Genomic DNA, 18,400 nt, shown 5'->3' with positions numbered 1-18,400 from the left:
TTTCACTCGTTGGGGGTGCAGGGCTGCTCGGCTTCGACGGTCATCGTTCAGTCGGCAGTACCAGCACGCCGTCAAGCCTGCGTGCCACTGCGCCGAAGCTGTCGTGTAGTTCCTCGGGCAGTACTGATTCCGGCGCGTTCTGGTAGGTCACCGGGCGCAGGAACCGGCGGATCGCCGTGGCGCCGACCGATGTGTGCAACGAATTCGTCGCCGGCCACGGTCCGCCGTGCGTCTGAGCCCACGACACCGCGACTCCGGTGGGAAAACCGTTGTAGACGATGCGCCCGGCTGTCGGTCGCGCGATTTCGGTGAGCTGGGCTAGCAGGGTGTCCTCGTCCGCGCCATGGTGGATGGTGGCCGTCAGCGAGTGTGGCAGCAGCTCCATCGTCGAGCGGGTGGCTGCTTCGACGTCGCCGGCGGGGTACCGCACGATCACGGTTACCGGGCCGAAGATCTCAGTGACGAGATCTCGGTGCAGATTCGCCACGTTGGTCTCGAAGGCGATGGGCTCGACGGTGAAACCGGCGTGGGTAGACCCGTCGCGAGGGTCACCAAGGATGCTGAGGTGTTGCTGCTCCCGCAGGTCGCGGGTTTCGCTGCGGTAGCTGTTGAAGATGCGCTCGTTGAGCAGGGGGGCGGCGGCCACGTCGGTCAGTGCGTTACGCACCGCGTAGGCCAGGGCGTCGCCGTCGGCGTTGTCGGGAACGAGCACCAGGCCGGGCTTAGTGCACAGCTGACCGGCTCCGAGCGTGAACGAGGCGGCCAGCTCGGTGCCGATCGTCTCGCCGCGTTCCGCGGCGGCCGCCGGCGTGACGATCACCGGGTTGAGGCTGCTCAGCTCACCGTAGAACGGTATCGGGTCGGCGCGCCGATTGATGATGTCCAGCAAGGCTTTTCCACCGCTGAGTGAGCCGGTGAAGCCGACGGCCCGGATAGCGGGATGTGCCACCAGGTGGACGGCGGCACTGCGTCCGTACACGGCGCCGATCACTCCCTCGGGTGCCGCGGTCTGGACGGCAGTCGCGGCCAGCACGTCCAACGACAGTTTGGAGGTGGCCGGATGAGAGTCGTGTGCCTTGACCACCACCGGGCTGCCGGCAGCCAGAGCGGAGGCGGTGTCTCCGCCGAGTACCGAGAATGCGAAGGGGAAGTTGCTGGCTCCGAAGACCGCGACCGGGCCGATCGGGACCAGCATCCTCCGCAGGTCCGGCCGCGGCCCCATCGCACTGGCACCGGCGCGGTCGATCGTGGCTTCGAGGTAGCTGCCGTCGCGAAGTACGTCGGCGAAGAACCGAAGCTGATACACGGCGCGGGTTAGTTCGCCGTCGAGTTTGCCTACGGCGAAGCCGGTTTCGAGCGCCGCGGTCTTGACAAGTTCGTCGCGGTGGCGCTCAGTGGCGTCGGCCATGGCGTCGAGTAGTTCACCGCGCCCATGACGGCCCATGGCCTCGAGGCCTGCGGCAGCGGCTGCGGCGATCTCGGCGATGGTGTCGACCTGGTGATCGGGTGTTGCTTCGACGACCGCCGGAAGCGTCGCAGCGGTACGGGGATCGACGCCGGCGATGCGGGTCATGATCGTGCCTTTCGGTTGGCAAGTCGGCGCGGCCCGCCCATGCTGAGTCTGGGCGGGCCGCGATGAGCAGCTGCGGATCAGGTGAGGCTGATGCCGATCTGTTTGACGCGGGTGAACTCTTCGATGCCCAGCTGTCCACCCTCTTTGCCGTAGCCGGACGAGTTGAAGCCGCCGATCGGCAGGTCGGGCGCAACGACGAGGTGGTTGTTGATCCAGACGTTGCCGTAGTTGAGGGCGTTGACCACGCGCATACCACGGCCGATATCGCGGGTCCAGACGGATCCGGCCAGGCCGAAGTCCACGCCGTTGGCCAGGGCAACCGCTTCGGACTCGTCGGAAAAGGTCTGCGCGGTCATGACCGGACCGAAGATCTCCTGCTGAATGAGGTCGTCATCTTGGCTCAGGCCGCTGATGAGCGTGGGCTCCAAGTAGAAGCCCGGCCGGTCAGGCCGGTTGCCGCCGCAGAGAACCGTCGAGGAGGTGGGCCGGTTGGCGATGAGCTTCTCGACGCGGTCGAGTTGCTCGGCCGAGATCAACGGTCCCAGGGTCGTGTGCTCGTCGGTCGGGTCGCCCAGTGTCACCTTCTTGAGGTTGTCGACGACGGCTTCGAGGAACCGGTCGGCGACGGTGTCGGCGATGATGAGCCGGGTGGCGGCCATGCATTCCTGGCCGGCGTTGTAGAGGGCGGCACCGACGATGCTCTCCGCGGCCGAGTCGATATCCACGTCGTCGAACACGATGACGGGCGCGTTGCCGCCGAGTTCGAGAATCGCCCGGTTGGGGTTCTGCGCGGCCGCCGCGGCGATATTGCGGCCGGTGGCCGTCGACCCGGTGAAGGACACCAGGTCGACGCCCGGGTGGCCGGCCAAAGCAGCACCCACCACGCTCCCTTGGCCGTTGACGATGTTGAGCACCCCGGCCGGCAGATGCTGCTGGGCCAAGGCGGCGAATGCGACGGTCGACAGTGGCGTGATCTCGGCCGGTTTGATGACCACGGTGTTGCCGGCGGCCAGGGAAGGCATGATCTTCCACACCGCCTGCCACAATGGGTAGTTCCACGGCGTGACACCGGCGACGACGCCGAGGGGCTCGCGGCGGATGAAGGTCGTTGTGCCGGCGACGTATTCGCCGGCCGCCTGGCCGCTGAGCACACGGGCGGCGCCGGCGAAGTGGCGCACCGAATCGGCGATGTCGGGCAGTTCTTCCTCGGTGGCTGCGGTCAGCGGTTTGCCGGCGTCGAGTACTTCCAAGCCGATGAATTCGCTGAGGCGACTGGCGAATTCAACGGAAATAGCGTGCAACGCCTCAGATCGCTGACGAGCTGAGAGAGCTGCCCACCCCGGTTGTGCGGCGCGGGCAGCGGCCACTGCGCGATCGACGTCCTCGGCAGTGGAGGACCTGAACGACGTCAGTACCTGACCGGTGCCCGGGTTGAGAACGGTCAGAGTGTCGGTGCCGGAACCGTCGACCCACTGGCCATCGATCAGGTTGGCGACGGTGGGCACGGTGGGGGCGGTGAATGCCATGGTGCTTCCTACTCTTCGGTGGTGTGGCGTGGTGATGTGAACCTGTGCAGGGTGGTATCGGCGCGGGGCCGGCACCACCCTGCACCATTCAGTTGTGGATACCTTCGCGTTCCAGCTTGCCGCGGTGCGCCGAGGGGATGAGTGCGTAGATGCCGAATCCGATCGCGATGGCTACCAGCATGCCGACTCCGACCCGCAGCCAATCCGACCACACCAAGATGACGCACAGCACGATCGACCAGATGATCGCGATGGCGAACACCACGGGTGAAGCGGCTTTGAGGTTGAAGGGATGGTCAGGCAGCTTCTTGCGGAGTACCGCAACGAAGCCGACCGCGACGACCACACCGTAGGCCAGCGCCCAGGCGAGTGCCGTCATGGCCGATAGCACGCTCAGCAGTGAGGACCAGCAGCACACAGCGATCGAGATGAGGGTGACCACGAAGGTCGCGTTCATGGGAATGCGGTTGCCGTTGAGCTTGTGCAGCCAGTGTGCCGCCGGCATCTGGCGGTCACGGGCCTGGGACCAGACCACACGGACCGCAGTCAGCTGCAGCATGGCGATGCATGCCATCAGCGCGACGATGGCGACGGCCTCAAAGACGGTGGTCAGCGTGCTGCCCACCGCCGAGTCCAGGATCAGCTTGACGGGGGTGGGGCTGGCCATCACCGCGCCGACGTCGGGGATTGCTCGCACCAGCAGGTAGAAGAAGATGGTGCCGCCGATGACGGCCGCGGTATTGGCCAGCACGGTTCCCCACGCGGCGTTGCGGGCGGCGTTCTTGGTCTCCTCGGCCGCGTTTCCAGTGGCGTCGAAGCTAGAGATCGTATAGGCGGGCAGGATCATCGCGAACAGAAAGCCGATCCAGGCGACGTTCCCACCGGGCCCGACGGTGCCGGCGGTGTCGAACAGCACTGACGCCGGTGCTCGGTCGTACTTGGCGACCACGAGCGCGACGATGACCATGATGATGATTGCTGCTTCGGCGACCACGCCGATGTTGTTGAGCAGGGCGGCCGCCTTGACGCCGGCGATGTTGACCAGGGTGACCAGAATGATGATGCCGATGGCGGCCATGGTGATCTGGGTACCGGAGAGCTCTCCGAAGCCGAACCAGCCTGCGATGAACGGCACCATGCTCACCGATAGCGCGGCCACGGCCACGGTGTGGGCGACAACGAGCCACCAGCCGCCCTGCCAGGCCAGCCATTGCTGTTTGGGGGCCAGGCGACTGATGATCTGGTAGACCCCGCCGGAAAGCGGAAAGGCTGAGACCAGCTGAGCCACAGCCAATCCCACGCCGAATACCTGTAGCGCGCCGCCGATGATGAATGGCCAGAATGACGCCGGACCGAAGAAACCGAAGCCGACAACGATCGTGGTGAACACCACCGAGCCCACCGAGATCGAGGTGAACTGCACGCCGAAGGACGAGAACAGGCCGAGTGCTCGATTGAGTTCCTGCTTGTAGCCGTACTTCCGCAGATGGCTTTCATCGTTGGCCGCAATGTCGGCCAACGATTCACCGTTGCCCGCGGTGACGGGCGGGGGATTGTCAATTGTCATGGTCTCTTCGCTTCTGAGTCGGACGGTCTGGACAGTGCGGTTCAAGCCCGTGGTTCATTGTGCGTTGTCGACAATATGCCATCGCTCAAGGGTGTGCAATACCCAAATGCGATCTTGGACACAGAGATTTCAGCGAGTGGGTACCGCCCAAAAAAGGGTGATGAACAGCCACAACACGACAAATCCCCGATGGCGCTCGTGGGCGGGCCCTGGCATCATCGGGGAGGCGAATCGACTACGTGGTGCGGCCAATCTGCGAACCGAGTGCCGCGTCCTGCAACGGGTTGCCGACCTCGACTCCGGGCGCAAAGTGCACGTGGTGGCCGAAGGCCTCGCGGATGCGGTCGTGGTCGCCGGTCTCGATCACGGCGATGAGTTCCTCGTGCACGCCGGCGACGTCTTGAGCTGACTGGAAGGCCTCGTGATCAAAGATGAAGAACAGGCGCAGCTTCAATTCCCAGTCTTGCCACAAGGCGAGAAGGGTTGCATTGCCCGACTTCTCGTAGAAGTAGCGGTGGAACGCGAGGTGCTTCTCGATAGCAGACACCAGATCACGCCCGGATGCGCGGTCGAGCTGCTCCAGTAGTTTGCGTAGTTGCTTCCAATCGGCATCGCCGAGTCGCGGCAACGCCTGCGTCACCGCGTACGGTTCAATCAGCGCGCGAATGGCTGCGATCTCGGCGATCGTCTCCGGGGACACCGACGCGACGTAGGCGCCCTTGAACGGCACCTTTTCGACCAGGCCCTCCTCCTCGAGGCGACTCAACGCCTCTCGCACCGGAGAGCGACTGATCCCCATCTCCTCGGCGATGTGCGCCTCACGCAACTGCGATCCCGCAGGCAGACCGCCGGACAGAATCGCCTGTCTGATCTGAGCAAGAACCGCGGTCGGCGCTTTTTGGTGTGCCAGCGGGACGAAGGTAGCCACGTCTTTCCCCTCTGTGGGATCTAGTCGACAATACACCGCGCCTCCGGCCATGCGCGGTTCCACTCGCCGACACAGTGAGGAGATTCAGGACGTGGCGGAGCCCGCTTGGGGGCCCAACCAGGTGTCCGAGAGAGTGAAGCCGGTCGGGAACGGATCGCTCGGGTCCACCCCGACCTTACTGAAGTCGGTGATCCAAGCCTGTCCGGCGATGCTGGGCACGATGGCCGGCACGCCTCCGACAGTGGTCACGCTCTCGATGACTCCGTCAAAGTGGGTGTCCAGGATCGAACGATGGATGAAGTGCTCGCCGGGTTTGATCTGACCGCGCGCGTGAATGGCTGCCAGACGAGCCGAAGTTCCTGTGCCGCAGGCGGAACGATCGATGCGCCCCGGCGAGACGATGACTGCGTTGCGGGCCGTCAACGCGCCGTCGATGCGCTGCAGGGGAGTGGTGAACTCGGTTTGGGTAATGCCGGGAAACTCGGGATTCTCCGGATGTACCGCCGACAACTGTTCGGCGGCCGAGGTCTTGATTTGTTGCCCGACGACGCACAGGTCGCGGGCCTCCGACGGTTCGAGCGCGAATCCGACACTGGCGGCGTCGACCAAGACGTAGGCCATGCCACCCCACGCGACATCGACGATGACTGTGCCGTAGCCCGGCACTTCGATGGGGGCGTCGAGGTGGTAGACGAATGCCGGCTGGTTGACGAATCGGACGCTGGTGACCTTGCCGTCGCGGCAGGTGCACTCCAGGTCGATCAGGCCGGCGGGCGATTCGAGGGTCAAGGTGGTGACCGGCTCGGTCATCGGCACCATCCCGGTCTCGAGCAACACGGTTGCTACGCAGATCGTGTTGCTGCCCGACATCACCGGATATTCGGTGGACTCCATGATGACGTAGCCCATTGCGGCGGCGGGATTGTTTGAGGGTAGGACGACGTTCGTGGAGCGGACCACATTGCCGCGAGGTTCATGCAGCAGCCGCTGACGTAGATCGTCGCGGTGGTCCTGCAGATAGTTGCGCTTGTCGAGCATCGTGTGCCCCGGGACATTGCCGATCCCCCCTACGACGACGTTGCCGATCTCGCCTTCGGCGTGGCAGCCAACGACATCGACCATATTGCTGAACCGCATGAGATGACTCCGCTCTATCTAGCTTCGTGGTTGAGTGGCACGAAAACCGTTGAAGGCCAACGTGAAGACGGCAGCCTCCAACGGGTCTAACGTGTGATCAGCGGTAGCCGTTGGCCAGCGCCTTCTCGGTATCTTTGCGCACCGCGGCGGCGACGTCGGCGGGCAGTGCCAGCCGCGGGGGACGGCACGAACCACCGCGGAGGCCGGCGACGTCCATCGACAGCTTGATGGCTTGAACAAAGGCGGGCTTGGAGTCCCAGCGCAACAGCGAGTGCAAGTCGCGGTACATCGGGAGTGCCTTATCCAGATCCTTGGCCACCGCGAGCTCCCACAGTCGCACAGATGCGGTTGGGAGCGCGTTGGGATATCCGGCGATCCAGCCCTTCGCTCCGGCCAGCGCGAGTTCGAGCACGACGTCGTCGGTACCGACAAGCACGTCGAGTTCTGGTGCCAGTTCTTGGATTTCGTAGATCCTACGCACGTCACCGGAGAATTCTTTGACGGCAACGATCAGGCCGGCGGAGTGCAGCCGAGCCAACAACGCCGGAGATAGATCGACCTTGGTGTCGAGAGGGTTGTTGTACGCCACGACCGGCAGGCCGGCTGAGGCGACCTCTTCGTAGTGGGCGAACACGATATCGTCGTCGGCCCGGTAGGCGTTCGGTGGCAGCGACAGCAGCGCGTCGGCGCCGGCGTCCTTGGCCTGCTTGGCCCAGAACGTGGCCTCGCGCGATCCGTAGGCGCCGGTGCCGGGGACCACACTGAATCCCTCTGGTGCGGCTTCGACGGCGACCTCGACAACCTTGGCTCGTTCCTCGACGGTCAGGCACGAGTACTCGCCGAGCGAACCGTTGGGGGTAACTCCCTGGCAACCGTTTTCGGCCAACCAGCGGACGTGGTCGGCGAATGCACCGAAATCGACCGACTGGTCAGCGTTGAACGGTAGCGCGCTCGCCACCACCACGCCGTGCCAAGGCTGCGTGCTCATATTGGGATCTCCTCTGGTTCTGGTGGGGAAACATCACAAGTAAATTATTGTGTGTTGTCGACAATGTACTACAGCTGCTGCGCGGAGGAAAGCGGTATCTCGCCACCTCGGGTGGGCCGGTGGCCGCCCCTTTAGTCGTGGAGTTCGTCTTCGACGACGCGGTTAGCCGCTGCGATCCATCCGGTCGCCAGCAGCGCGGCCAGCGCGAGGGTCAACGCGAGAATGGTCGCGCTCCAACTGTCGGTGAGATCATGCAAGGCGCCCGCCAGTAGTGGGCCTGCGGCTGCGATCAGGTATCCGATCGTTTGCGCCATGCCGGAGAGATCAGCGGCCGCAGAGGCGCTCTGGGTCCGGAGTACGAAGAGTGTCAGCGCTAGACCGATCCCCGCGCCTTGCCCGATGCCCAGCAGGATGACCCACAACACCGGGGCGCCGTTGGGGGCGAGGAGGAGGCCGATGAGGCCGAACAAGAAACCCAGCACGGACACGCCGACGAAGACGCGCTGGTTGGTGCTCCGAGTCGCAAAGATCGGGATGAGTAGTGAGCTGGCCGTTCCCGCGATGCTCATTATCGACGCTGTCAGCCCGGCCCGGGACTGGCTCAGCCCGGCGTCGGTAAGCAGCGTCGGCAACCACGCAATCAGTGCGTAGTAGACCAGCGACTGCAGGGCCATGAACAACGACACTGCCCACGCGAGCTTTGATCTCCAGACCGGTAACCGTGTGACCGGTGCCGATATCTGCCGGTGCCCTGCCGTGCATATGCGAGGCAACCACAGTGCCAGTGCAACCAGGGTCATCAGCCCCCATGCCCCCAGGGTCACGCGCCAGTTCAGGCTCAGCGCGGAACCGAAGGGGACGGTGCCTGCGGCGGCCAGCGCCGCGCCGCCGTTGAGGCATAGTGAGTACAGGCCCATCATCGGTCCGGTGCGCAACGGGTAGTCCCGCTTGATCAGGCTGGGTAACAAGACGTTTGATACCGCAATCCCGATTCCGGCGACGGCCGAACCCACGAACAGTGCGGGCACGCTCGGCAACATTCGAAGTCCGATACCGGCCAGCAGAATGATCAAGGCGCCGGTCAAGGTGCGGTCTATTCCCCACCGTCTTCCGGCCACAGGAGCGGCCAGCGCAAATACGCCGAAGCACAACAATGGCAGTGTGGTGAGCACACTGACTGCGGTGGCGCCCAGTCCGGTGTCGGCGCGCAGCTGGGGTGTCAGCGGTCCGACGGCGACCAGGGCCGGGCGCTGATTGAGCGAAATCGCGACGACGGTGGACCCCAGCGCAAGCGAACGCCACGCGCCGACGTGGCTGCCCGCGGTGCGTTCCTGTGTGTTGGCCACGATGTACTTCACAACCGGCCGGTCCCGCTGGTCATCGAATTATGTAGCAAAACAATGCCATTGGCTTGGTACACAGTCCCGTCCAGGAGCGGCCCGTTGCGACCGGACCTTGCTACCTGGGGCGTGGCGGCGTTGCCTACCGGCTCGGAGACCCGGACCGACGCGACGCCTTGGCGAATCTCCCGACCGCCTCCAGGAACTCTGGTATCTCAACCTCGTCGCCAATCGGTTGGAGGATTATCGTGTCGAGTCCCGCCGCACAGTAGGGCGCGACACCGGCGCTGATATCGCTGGCAGAGCCACCGACGCCGAATTCGGATGCGGGCGTTACCTTCCACCGTCGGCTCTCCGCGGCCAACCGCTCGGTGGAGTTCGCACCCGGCGCGCAGGCGAGGTACATCACTTGGCGAAAGCGTGTGCAGTCTCGCCCGTGATTGACGTATCCGAGCGCGGTTTGCACGCTCTCCGCGGTCTGCTGGCAATCCAGGAGGACACCGTCAGCGACTTCGCTCGCCAATTTCAACGTCTTGGGGCCGGCGCCGCCGATGAACACGGGAACCTCGACTTCGGGGACGAATTCGAGCCGTACCGCATCGAGTCGAATGTAGTCGCCGGCGACACTGACGGTCTGCCCGGCGAGAAGGTGCCGGAGAGCTGTCACGTATTCGCGTAGCAGGGTTAGTGGCGACGTCACCGCGATTCCCGCTTGACGCATCCACGGCTGCACGCCGTGACCGATAGCCACTTGCACTCGGCCAGGGAACATGGTTGCCAGTGTCGAGATTTCCAACGCCGTGGCGACCACGGTGCGCAGGGGTGCCGGCAGTACTCCGACGCCGACTACCAACGATGTGGTCTGTGCCAGCGCGACCGCCGCCTGGGCAATTCCGCCTTGTAAGAAGCAGTCCTCCCACAGCCACAATTCGTCGACGCCGCTCTGCTCGGCCGCGGCGGCGAACGCCGCCAACGCACGGGGATCGAAATCTGGTCGCCAGACCACACCTACCCGCGCGGGAATGCCGTTGGCCGTCATGGGTTCGGACACAACCGTTCTCCTGAAATCTGTGGTTGACGACTAGGGCCCGCACAGTGGCAGATGGAATCCCGATCCGCGAAGATCGAACGGAATGTATGAGTTGTCCATCAAGCCGATGAAGACCTCGCCGCCGGCTGATTCGACGGCGGACACGAGGCTGCTGGGCAGGATCATGGGTCGCCCGGGACGAGCAATCTGAAAAAGCCGACGCGTCGCGATGATTCGACCACCTTGTGACACGGTCATGTGCGGCATCCATAGCCGCCGGTTGGACATCACCATCACGCGCGGGGCCGCGGTGCCGGTGCCGTCCCGACTCGCGTCGACGAACCAGGCTCCGATGAGGGGTGGCGCTGTCACCAGACGCAAGCCGGTCGCGTGCGTTGTCTGCCTGGTCCACATCATTTTCAGCCCGTCCATCGAAGCGCTGTGAGATCAGGGCCACTAGGTGGCACTGATAGTCCACAATCTGCGCGCTGGGTTCCTGTTCAGTTGCGGCTGCGAGCCGCGCTGTCGGAGCAATCGTAGTCGATTGTCGACAATGCGCAACTGTTGTGGCAATTGAACCGCTTAATCGATGCTCCGGTTGGGGCCCAGTGGCGCCGTTGATCGGACTGCGCCAGCACTGGCGATCACGACCAGCGACACAGCGAGGTAGTCGGTCAGCCCGAGCTGCTGGCGAAGAATGAGCCATCCGGCGACGGCCGCGATAGCTGGGGACAGGCTGGTCAGTACCGCGAACGTGCTGGCGGGCAGGGAGCGAAGCGCGATGAGTTCGAGTGAGTACGGAATGACCGAACACATCAAACCGACAACCACCACCAGCCCCGCGACCTCCCAATGCAGAGCTGCACCGAGATTGACCGACAACACCGCTGCGGGGGCGGTTAACAGAGCCCCGAGTACGGTCGCCAATGCAAGTGCATCGAGATTGGCGAACACCTTCCCTGCGTGCGCGGTGGCCAAGATGTACCCCGCCCAGCTGACGGCGGCTCCTGCGGCGAGCACGAGGCCGATCATGTTCGCGGCGGGCAGAGGGCCGCCACCGAGACCGAGCAGCGCAACCCCGGAGAACGCCACCAAGGCCCAGATCCAGCCGGCCCAGCGGCGATTCAGTAAAACCGATAGCAGCAGCGGCCCACATATCTCGACGGTGACTGCGATCCCTAGGGGAATGCGGGAAAGGGCTTCGTAAAAAAGAAGATTCATCGTCGTCAAGGTCACCGCCAGTGCGACGATAGCTCCGAAGGCTCGACGATCGAGTCCGTGGATACGCGGGCGGACCATCACACACAACACGATCGACGCGACCAAAAACCGCGCAAAGACTGTGCCGGCAACGCCCAACGACGCGAACAAACCGACAGCGAAGGCGGCGCCGAATTCTTGCGCGGTCGCTGCTGCGACCGCAAGCAGGGCCGGCAACGTTGGTGTGCCTCTGTGCTGCACTGATAGTCCCGTCATCGTCGTTCGCCCGGCGCTTCGATCGCCAAACCACGGGCGAGGATGAACGATATTGCCGCACGCCATGGTCACGCACTCGACGAGTCGGTCCGCAGCAGCCGCAGCCGAAGAGATCCCGGGGTAGCTGGTCCTACTTGAGGTAAGGGCCAAGCAAGGTACTCCAGGCCCGGTCTAGCTTCTGGTATTCGTCCGCGCAGCGCTCGGCGCGGTCCGCGGGCAGCAAGTTCTGTGCGACAACATCTCCGGTGGCCTCTGGGTCGGCGCCGTAGGCCCAGCAGACCATGTTGAACATCCGTGCTCGGCTGGGTGAGTGCACATCGGCGAGGGTCGCGTCATCGACCTCACCGTCGTTGAGGGTGCTCATCGCTGCGAACCATCGGGAGGAATCCATGATGGCGTCCACACTGTCCTGATCGATCTTCCCGTCGTCGCCCGGGCGGAGCAGCAGGTACACCGACGCCTGATCGGCAACGTCCTCTTCGCGACCGACGGCCGGCAGGTCGTAGAGGTCGATCGTCATATGACCCGTCTCGTGGTAGAACGCTGCCAATGCCTCATGAAAGGTGCCGGCATCGGGATCTTTGTCGCCGAATCCCTGATAGATGTCGAGGCTGTTCGCGATATCCTCGTAGCACAGGATCATCGCTTGATCCGAGGCACTCCAGTAGTCATTGGGCTCGTCGCACTGGGTGCCTTTCAACGGCACGTCGTAGGGCAGTTTGAGCGTCTCGTTGATGTCGTCGGCCAACTGGGGAAGCAAGTTGTTGTCCTGCATGAACTTCCGGCCGCGAATGGCGTCGGGGGTGGTGGCATCCCCGTAGACCACGGTCATCTTGCCGGGCCAATCGGTATCAGTGGGATCACTGTCGGGTTTGCCGTTACTGTTGACGTCCGTGTTGGTCGGCGTAGGAAAGTCGGGAGAGACGACTTCGGATGCCGAAGTGTTGGTGGGGGATTGCGGCTGGCTGGCTGAATCCCGGTGTCCGCAACCGTTCGCGACCACGGCCAGTGTGACTGCCAGTCCGACGACACCTGCGCGCCCGCCTCTTACCACGTGTGAGTCCTCGTTCTCTACCGGATATCAGTTTGGAACTTCGTCGCGAACCTAAAGGCGCTCAGCACGGCGTTTATTGATGACTGGCAGGCCTTTTCGAGGATCTGGGAATTCGAATCAACCTGGTTGTCTTTGGCCTAAATACGTTCACAACGTCCCGCGGGGCAGCATAAGATCAACGCGAAGCCTCCGTCAACAGTTGCATTCAAATCGAGAGCGCGGCAGCCGTTCGTCGATTACTCCTATCGCCGTTCCAGCGTCGTTATGGGAGATATGGGATTGCGCCTTGGTCTCGAGTGCGGAGGCCGAATTAGGTTCTGGGACTGGCGACGTGCGCACGGGCGTGTGCGACTGCTTCGTCGAGTGAGTCGATCAGATGATTTCCGTGACGGAGTGCCTCGGTGGCGCCGACATTCGTCAGCAACGCCAGATGTTCGGGACGAACTCCCTTGATAAGTACCGTGATTCCTCGGGACTCCAGCTCTGCAGTGATCCGACCGAGGCTGTGCGCCCCGGTGGCATCCAGCATCCCCAGTGAAGACATGCGGATTATCACCACCGACACCTGTGGATAGTCGGTGATCGCACTCGAGAGGCGATCGGCCGCACCGAAGAACATCGCGCCGTCGAGACGCAGCAGCGCGATCCGCTCATCGCCAGGCTGTTGTGGTCCCGGTAGCTCTTCCCGGGTGACCGCGCTGCGCTGGGCCACCGCGCGCAGCGCGAAGACGGCTGCTGCGAGTATGCCGATCTCGACCGCCTCGATCAGGTCGAAACAGACGGTGACAAAGGCAGTGCCGACAAATATCGAGGCGTCTGCCCACGACGAGCGCAGGACGTTCCTGGCGGTTCTCATCGATATCATCCGAAACGAGGTCACCATCAGAACAGCCGCCAGGGCTGCCAGCGGAATGGCTGCTACCGGCCCGGTGGCGAGGTAGACCACCGCCAACAGGACGATCGAGTGCACGATTGCCGAGAGTCGGGTTCGTGCGCCGGAACGAACGTTGACTGCGGTGCGGGCGATGGCGCCCGTCGCGGGCATACCCCCGAACAGCCCGGATGCGATGGACGCAAGTCCCTGCCCGACCAGCTCCCGATCCGGGTCGTACGGACCGGTGGGGGACATGCTCGCCGCCACTCGCGCCGAGAGTAACGACTCGATGGCAGCGAGCGCCGCAATGGCAACGGCGGCACCCAACAGTGAACGCAGGGCGCCGAGGTCAGCGTGCGGCAGCACCGGTGCGGCCAGATGAGAAGGCAGCTGCCCGATCCGGGCGACCGAGCTGTTCATGACCGTCACCAGCAGCGTTGCTGCGACGATGGCGGCCAGTGACTCGGGAATGGCGTGGTGTAACCGGCTCAACCCGATCATCAGGGCCGCAACCAAGGCCACGATGAGCAGAGCCGGTGCGGCAGTGGACCAGTGGGCATGCTGGAACACTCGCCATGCTGCCGCGAGTGGGGATGTTTCCGAGGGGGTCGGCTCACCGAACGCAGCCGGTATCTGTTGTAAGAAGATGACAGTCGCAATCCCCAGCGTGAACCCCTCGATGACAGGCCAGGGGATGAATGTCACCGCCCGCCCCAGGCCGCTGGCACCCGCGGCCATCACGAGTACCCCGGCTAAGAGGGTCACCAGGGCAATACTGCTCAATCCGTAGTGACCGACGACCGGAGCGAGCACTACGGCCATCGCGCCCGTCGGACCTGACACCTGCACACGTGATCCACCGAATACCGCGGCGACCACACCCGCAACCACTGCGGTGACCAGGCCGGCAGCGGCTCCGACGCCGGAGCTGATCCCGAAAGCCAACGCCAGGGGAAGGGCGACGACACCGACGGTGACGCCGGCGAGAACGTCGCGCCGCCAGGAGGTTCGTAGACCGGCATAGTCGGATCGGTGCGGCAGCAACCGGACCAACCTGTGTGCAGTGGCCGCGATCACTGCGGTGCGCCCAGCGGCGGCAGCGATGCCACTGCGTCGAGCTGATCGCTACGGGCAGCCAGGGTGTCGGAGAGAAACACCCGTGCCAGTTTGAGTAGTTCGGAGATATTGGGATGGGCGAGTTCGTAATGCACCGCATTCCCCGTTCGATGCCCCACCACAACGTAGTGACGTTTGAGTACTGCCAGGTGTTGCGACAGCAGCGTGGGTTCGAGTTCTGTGTCGGCGAGGATGTCGCTGACCGGCACGGCGCCCTTTGTTGCCGAGAGGATCTCCAGGATGCGAATTCGGGCGGGGTGCGCCAACGCCTTGAAGAGGTTCGCCTTGATTTCGTATAGCGGTCGCACGGCATCGCTGGGGAACATGTTGGGCACGGCGGCGACCTTACGAATGATGGATTGAACGAATTATCAATCCATAGTACGTCTCGATCTGATGGTTTCTGCTACCGGGCGCTCCTGCTGCCGGTGCAATGAGTGCTGCATGGCCGCCGAGTAGGCGTCAGCTGGCGAGTACGGCGAGCGCTTCGGCAGCACCGAGGCCGGCGTAGAGGGCCGGCTATTCAACGCAGCGCTCGGGCAGCTCTCTAGTGGGCAGAGGGGCTGAAGAACGGCAGCTGATCGCGCGGCGCAGTCATTTCTCGACTGCGGTACCGGTGTGCCGGTTGCGCGGTGCGGCGGAACGGGGCGGTCGAGAACGCATGTGATCGCGGGCATTTCCCATCATGTCCCCGAGGGTGCGAACGTCACGTTCGTCGAGGGAGTCGAAGAGTAACTCGCGCACGACTTGGATGTGACCGGGTAAGACCGTGTCGAGTCGGGCGCGGCCCTCCTCGGTGATGTGGACGACCGTGGCGCGCTGGTCGTCTGGGGACGCCGAACGGGTGATGAGGCCCTGCTTCTGCAGCAATCCGGCCTGATGGGTCAGTCCGGAGCGGCTGTACACCACACCGTCGGCCAAGTCGGTCATGGTCAAGGGCTGGTCCGTGTGGGCAAGTTTCGCGAGGATCTCGAACTGCACGTAACTCAGACCCCCCTCGGCGTGCAACTGCTCTCGCACCGCGTACTGCAGGAGACTGACCACTTCCATCAACCCGAAGTAGGCCCGTAGCTGGGCGGGGTTGAGGACATCGGTCATACGGTCAGTGTAGTGCTTCGACATCGAAGTGCCTGCTGGTAATTGGGACTCGATCCTGGACCCATGTGAGGGCGTAGACGGATGTTCGAAAACCTTGCGTGCGTAGCGATCACGAGAGCCCCGCGCAGCGGCGCGGCGCGGCGCGGTTGGTGCGATCCGCAGCCATCGGGATGAATATCACGGCTGTGATCACGCTCACGGTAAAAGCTGAGATTGCTTCGACATTGAAGGGAGTTGTAGCGCAAGTAACTGCTTCAAGTTTGAAGCAAATGATCGAGGAGGAAATGATGAGGGCTGTCCGATACCACCGCTACGGCGGCAGTGAAGTGCTCGAATACGAAGATGTCGCGCGACCGGTACCGGGCCCGGGGCAGGTGTTGATCAAGGTCGCCGCCACTTCGTTCAACCCGGTGGACGCCGGTATCCGCGGCGGCTATCTGGCTCAGGTGTACCAGATCGGTTTTCCGCACATTCCCGGCGTCGACGTGGCGGGGACCGTTGCCGAGCTCGGTGTAGGCGTGCTTGGCTGGAATTCCGGCGACGCCGTCGTGGCGTTTCTGCCGCTCGATGCCGATGGTGCTGCCGCGGAATACGCACTCGCGCCGGCTGACTCATTGGCTGCCGCCCCGGCGTCGGTGGCACTGGCCGATAGCGCAGCCTTGCCAGAGGCAGGGTTGACGGCGTGGCAGTCTCTATTCGAGGTGGCCGCTTTGGCTGGTGGTCAGTCGGTCCTCATCAACGGAGCTTCCGGCGCGGTCGGCGGCTACGCCATTCAACTGGCCAAGGCCGCCGGAGCTGTCGTCACCGCCACGGCGAAGGCGCGTGACGCAGACCGTCTGCTCGACTACGGCGCCGATCGCGTCGTGGATTACGTCGACTACACACAGTCGCCGATCACCGTCGACGGAGCGCCGTTCGATGTGGTGCTCAACTTGGTGAGTACCACCGACGAGCAGACCGAGGCCTTGATCGGTCTCCTCGTCGATGGCGGATTCCATGCCGGTACAATGGTTTTCGGCCCGGAGAACCCCGGACGAGGGATCCGCACGCAGCGGGTCTTCGTTCGCAGCGACGCCGCTCAACTCGCCGGACTCGTCAGGCGCGTCGATGCCGGAGAGCTGCGCATCGAGGTCGCCTATCGACGCCATCTTGCTGATGCCGCGGCGGTGCACGACGAGTCCGACGCCGGGCGCCTGCACGGCAAGACCATCCTCGTGCCAGGCGACCAGTAGCGCTCTCCCGCAACGACAGTCACCACCGAGACGATTTCGCGCAGGTGGTTGTTGTCGGCGGGATGCGACCGCTACCCGCAGAGCCACCGGCTAGGACAGTTCGATGTCCAACCGCTCGCGCAATTCGGCCACGCTGATGCCGAATGTCTGGCGTACGTGTACGCGTCCGTCACCAGAGGCGTCGATATCGAATACCGCGTGCTCGGTGTAGACGCGACTGACGCAGCGCTTTCCCGTGAGTGGGTAGGTGCAGTCCGTGACCAATTTGGCCGTGCCGTCCTTGGCGAACAGGTTCATCATCACGAAGACGCTCTTGGCGCCGATTGCCAGATCCATGGCACCCCCGACGGCCGGTATCGCGTCGGGGGCTCCGGTGTGCCAGTTCGCCAGGTCGCCGCGCGCACTGACCTGGAACGCCCCGAGTACGCATACGTCGAGGTGGCCGCCGCGCATCATCGCGAATGAGTCGGCGTGGTGGAAGTACGAAGCCCCGGGTGTTTCGGTCACCGGAAGCTTGCCGGCATTGGTCAGGTCGGGGTCGATCTCGTCGCCGACGGCCGCCCGTCCCATACCCAACATGCCGTTTTCGGTGTGCAGAATGACCTGCGAGTCCGGGGCCAGGTAGTCGGCGACAGTCGTCGGCTGCCCGATCCCGAGATTGACATAGGACGCCGGGGGAATGTCGCGGGCGACCACCGCGGCCATCTCGCGGCGCTCGAGTGGCCCACGGTCGAGGTGTTCACGCTCGGTCATGAGTCTGCCTTCGCATGGGTGCCGGCCAACGCCGACAGATCAAGTACCCGGTCGACGAAAATTCCCGGAGTCACTACCGTTTCGGGATCGATGTCGCCGGTCCCCACCACGCGCGATACCTCGACGATGGTCAGCGCTGCCGCCGTCGCCATCACCGGGCCGAAGTTACGTGCGGTCTTGCGATACAGCAGATTGCCTGCGCGGTCGGCAATGTGGGCGCCGACGAGTGCGACGTCACCGTGGATGGGGTACTCCAGGACGTAATCGCGGCCGCCGATGGTGCGGCTCTCCTTACCCTCGGCCAGCGGTGTGCCGACACCGGTGGGGCAGAAGAAAGCGCCGATTCCGGCGCCTGCGGCCCTGATCCGTTCGGCGAGATTGCCCTGGGGGACCACTTCGAGGTCGACTTCGCCGGCGCGGTAGAGCGCGTCGAAGACGTAGGAATCGGTTTGTCTGGGAAACGAGCAGATCACCTTGGCGACGCGGCGCTTCGCCAACAGGGCGGCAAGGCCGGTACCGCCGTTGCCCGCGTTATTGCTCACGATCGTCAGGCCGGACGCGCCCTGCGCGATCAGGGCGTCGATGAGTGTGGTCGGCATGCCCGCCATTCCGAAGCCACTCACCAGAATGGTTGCCCCGTCCTGGATTCCGGCGACAGCTTGCTGGGCGTCGGTGTGAATGATCGTGCGGCTCACGAGTTCCACCGTC

17 protein-coding genes are annotated in these 18,400 nt (G+C 64.1%); 1 reads left to right on the top strand and 16 read right to left on the bottom strand.

The window, feature by feature from the left end; genetic code table 11:
• Nucleotides 1–40: 40 nt before the first annotated feature.
• From H7J73_RS13215 to H7J73_RS13150, 14 genes are all read right to left on the bottom strand, one after another.
• Nucleotides 41–1,573, bottom strand: coding sequence for an aldehyde dehydrogenase (NADP(+)) (locus H7J73_RS13215; protein WP_264067840.1), 1,533 nt, complete (start codon nucleotides 1,571–1,573; stop codon nucleotides 41–43).
• Nucleotides 1,574–1,650: 77 nt separating this feature from the next.
• A complete protein-coding gene (locus H7J73_RS13210) occupies nucleotides 1,651–3,099 on the bottom strand; it encodes an aldehyde dehydrogenase family protein (RefSeq protein ID WP_264067839.1) in 1,449 nt (482 codons plus the stop codon).
• Nucleotides 3,100–3,187: 88 nt separating this feature from the next.
• Nucleotides 3,188–4,666: an APC family permease gene (locus H7J73_RS13205; protein WP_264067838.1), complete on the bottom strand. Its 1,479-nt coding sequence runs from the start codon at nucleotides 4,664–4,666 to the stop codon at nucleotides 3,188–3,190.
• Nucleotides 4,667–4,901: 235 nt separating this feature from the next.
• Nucleotides 4,902–5,594 carry a GntR family transcriptional regulator gene (locus H7J73_RS13200; RefSeq protein ID WP_264067837.1) on the bottom strand — a complete coding sequence of 231 codons (693 nt, stop codon included), beginning with the start codon at nucleotides 5,592–5,594 and terminating at the stop codon, nucleotides 4,902–4,904.
• Between the two features lie 84 nt (nucleotides 5,595–5,678).
• Nucleotides 5,679–6,731: a proline racemase family protein gene (locus H7J73_RS13195; protein WP_264067836.1), complete on the bottom strand. Its 1,053-nt coding sequence runs from the start codon at nucleotides 6,729–6,731 to the stop codon at nucleotides 5,679–5,681.
• Between the two features lie 97 nt (nucleotides 6,732–6,828).
• Nucleotides 6,829–7,719, bottom strand: coding sequence for a dihydrodipicolinate synthase family protein (locus H7J73_RS13190; protein ID WP_264067835.1), 891 nt, complete (start codon nucleotides 7,717–7,719; stop codon nucleotides 6,829–6,831).
• Between the two features lie 131 nt (nucleotides 7,720–7,850).
• Entirely contained in the window at nucleotides 7,851–9,065 is a 1,215-nt protein-coding gene (locus tag H7J73_RS13185; RefSeq protein ID WP_264067834.1) for a CynX/NimT family MFS transporter, read from the bottom strand.
• A 136-nt stretch (nucleotides 9,066–9,201) separates the two neighbouring features.
• Entirely contained in the window at nucleotides 9,202–10,110 is a 909-nt protein-coding gene (locus H7J73_RS13180; RefSeq protein ID WP_264067833.1) for an LLM class flavin-dependent oxidoreductase, read from the bottom strand.
• Nucleotides 10,111–10,140: 30 nt separating this feature from the next.
• Nucleotides 10,141–10,521: a hypothetical protein gene (locus H7J73_RS13175; protein ID WP_264067832.1), complete on the bottom strand. Its 381-nt coding sequence runs from the start codon at nucleotides 10,519–10,521 to the stop codon at nucleotides 10,141–10,143.
• Between the two features lie 150 nt (nucleotides 10,522–10,671).
• Nucleotides 10,672–11,526, bottom strand: a complete 855-nt coding sequence (locus H7J73_RS13170) for an EamA family transporter (protein ID WP_264067831.1) — start codon at nucleotides 11,524–11,526, stop codon at nucleotides 10,672–10,674.
• Between the two features lie 169 nt (nucleotides 11,527–11,695).
• A complete protein-coding gene (locus H7J73_RS13165) occupies nucleotides 11,696–12,619 on the bottom strand; it encodes a DUF4344 domain-containing metallopeptidase (protein ID WP_264067830.1) in 924 nt (307 codons plus the stop codon).
• 310 nt (nucleotides 12,620–12,929) lie between these two features.
• A complete protein-coding gene (locus tag H7J73_RS13160) occupies nucleotides 12,930–14,546 on the bottom strand; it encodes a SulP family inorganic anion transporter (RefSeq protein ID WP_264067930.1) in 1,617 nt (538 codons plus the stop codon).
• Between the two features lie 20 nt (nucleotides 14,547–14,566).
• Entirely contained in the window at nucleotides 14,567–14,935 is a 369-nt protein-coding gene (locus H7J73_RS13155; protein ID WP_264067929.1) for an ArsR/SmtB family transcription factor, read from the bottom strand.
• 268 nt (nucleotides 14,936–15,203) lie between these two features.
• On the bottom strand, nucleotides 15,204–15,707 hold the full coding sequence (locus H7J73_RS13150; RefSeq protein ID WP_264067829.1) for a MarR family winged helix-turn-helix transcriptional regulator: 504 nt from the start codon (nucleotides 15,705–15,707) through the stop codon (nucleotides 15,204–15,206).
• A gap of 287 nt (nucleotides 15,708–15,994) precedes the next feature.
• Between H7J73_RS13150 and H7J73_RS13145 the strand changes: the two genes are divergently transcribed.
• Nucleotides 15,995–16,939 (top strand): NADP-dependent oxidoreductase, encoded by a 945-nt coding sequence (locus H7J73_RS13145; RefSeq protein ID WP_264067828.1) that lies wholly within the window; start codon nucleotides 15,995–15,997, stop codon nucleotides 16,937–16,939.
• A 90-nt stretch (nucleotides 16,940–17,029) separates the two neighbouring features.
• On the opposite strand, the gene H7J73_RS13140 is transcribed toward H7J73_RS13145, so the two are convergent.
• Nucleotides 17,030–17,692 carry a 3-oxoacid CoA-transferase subunit B gene (locus tag H7J73_RS13140; RefSeq protein ID WP_264067827.1) on the bottom strand — a complete coding sequence of 221 codons (663 nt, stop codon included), beginning with the start codon at nucleotides 17,690–17,692 and terminating at the stop codon, nucleotides 17,030–17,032.
• Complete coding sequence (locus tag H7J73_RS13135) at nucleotides 17,689–18,387, bottom strand: 3-oxoacid CoA-transferase subunit A (RefSeq protein WP_264067826.1); 699 nt, start codon at nucleotides 18,385–18,387, stop codon at nucleotides 17,689–17,691. The genes H7J73_RS13140 and H7J73_RS13135 overlap by 4 nt, the downstream gene beginning before the upstream one ends.
• Nucleotides 18,388–18,400 lie beyond the last annotated feature (13 nt).

The sequence above is a fragment of the Mycolicibacterium komossense genome (genome assembly GCF_025822605.1).
GTDB lineage: Bacteria > Actinomycetota > Actinomycetes > Mycobacteriales > Mycobacteriaceae > Mycobacterium > Mycobacterium komossense.
Note: the sequence above shows the minus strand (reverse complement) of the source record. Positions and strands in the feature narration are given on the sequence as shown.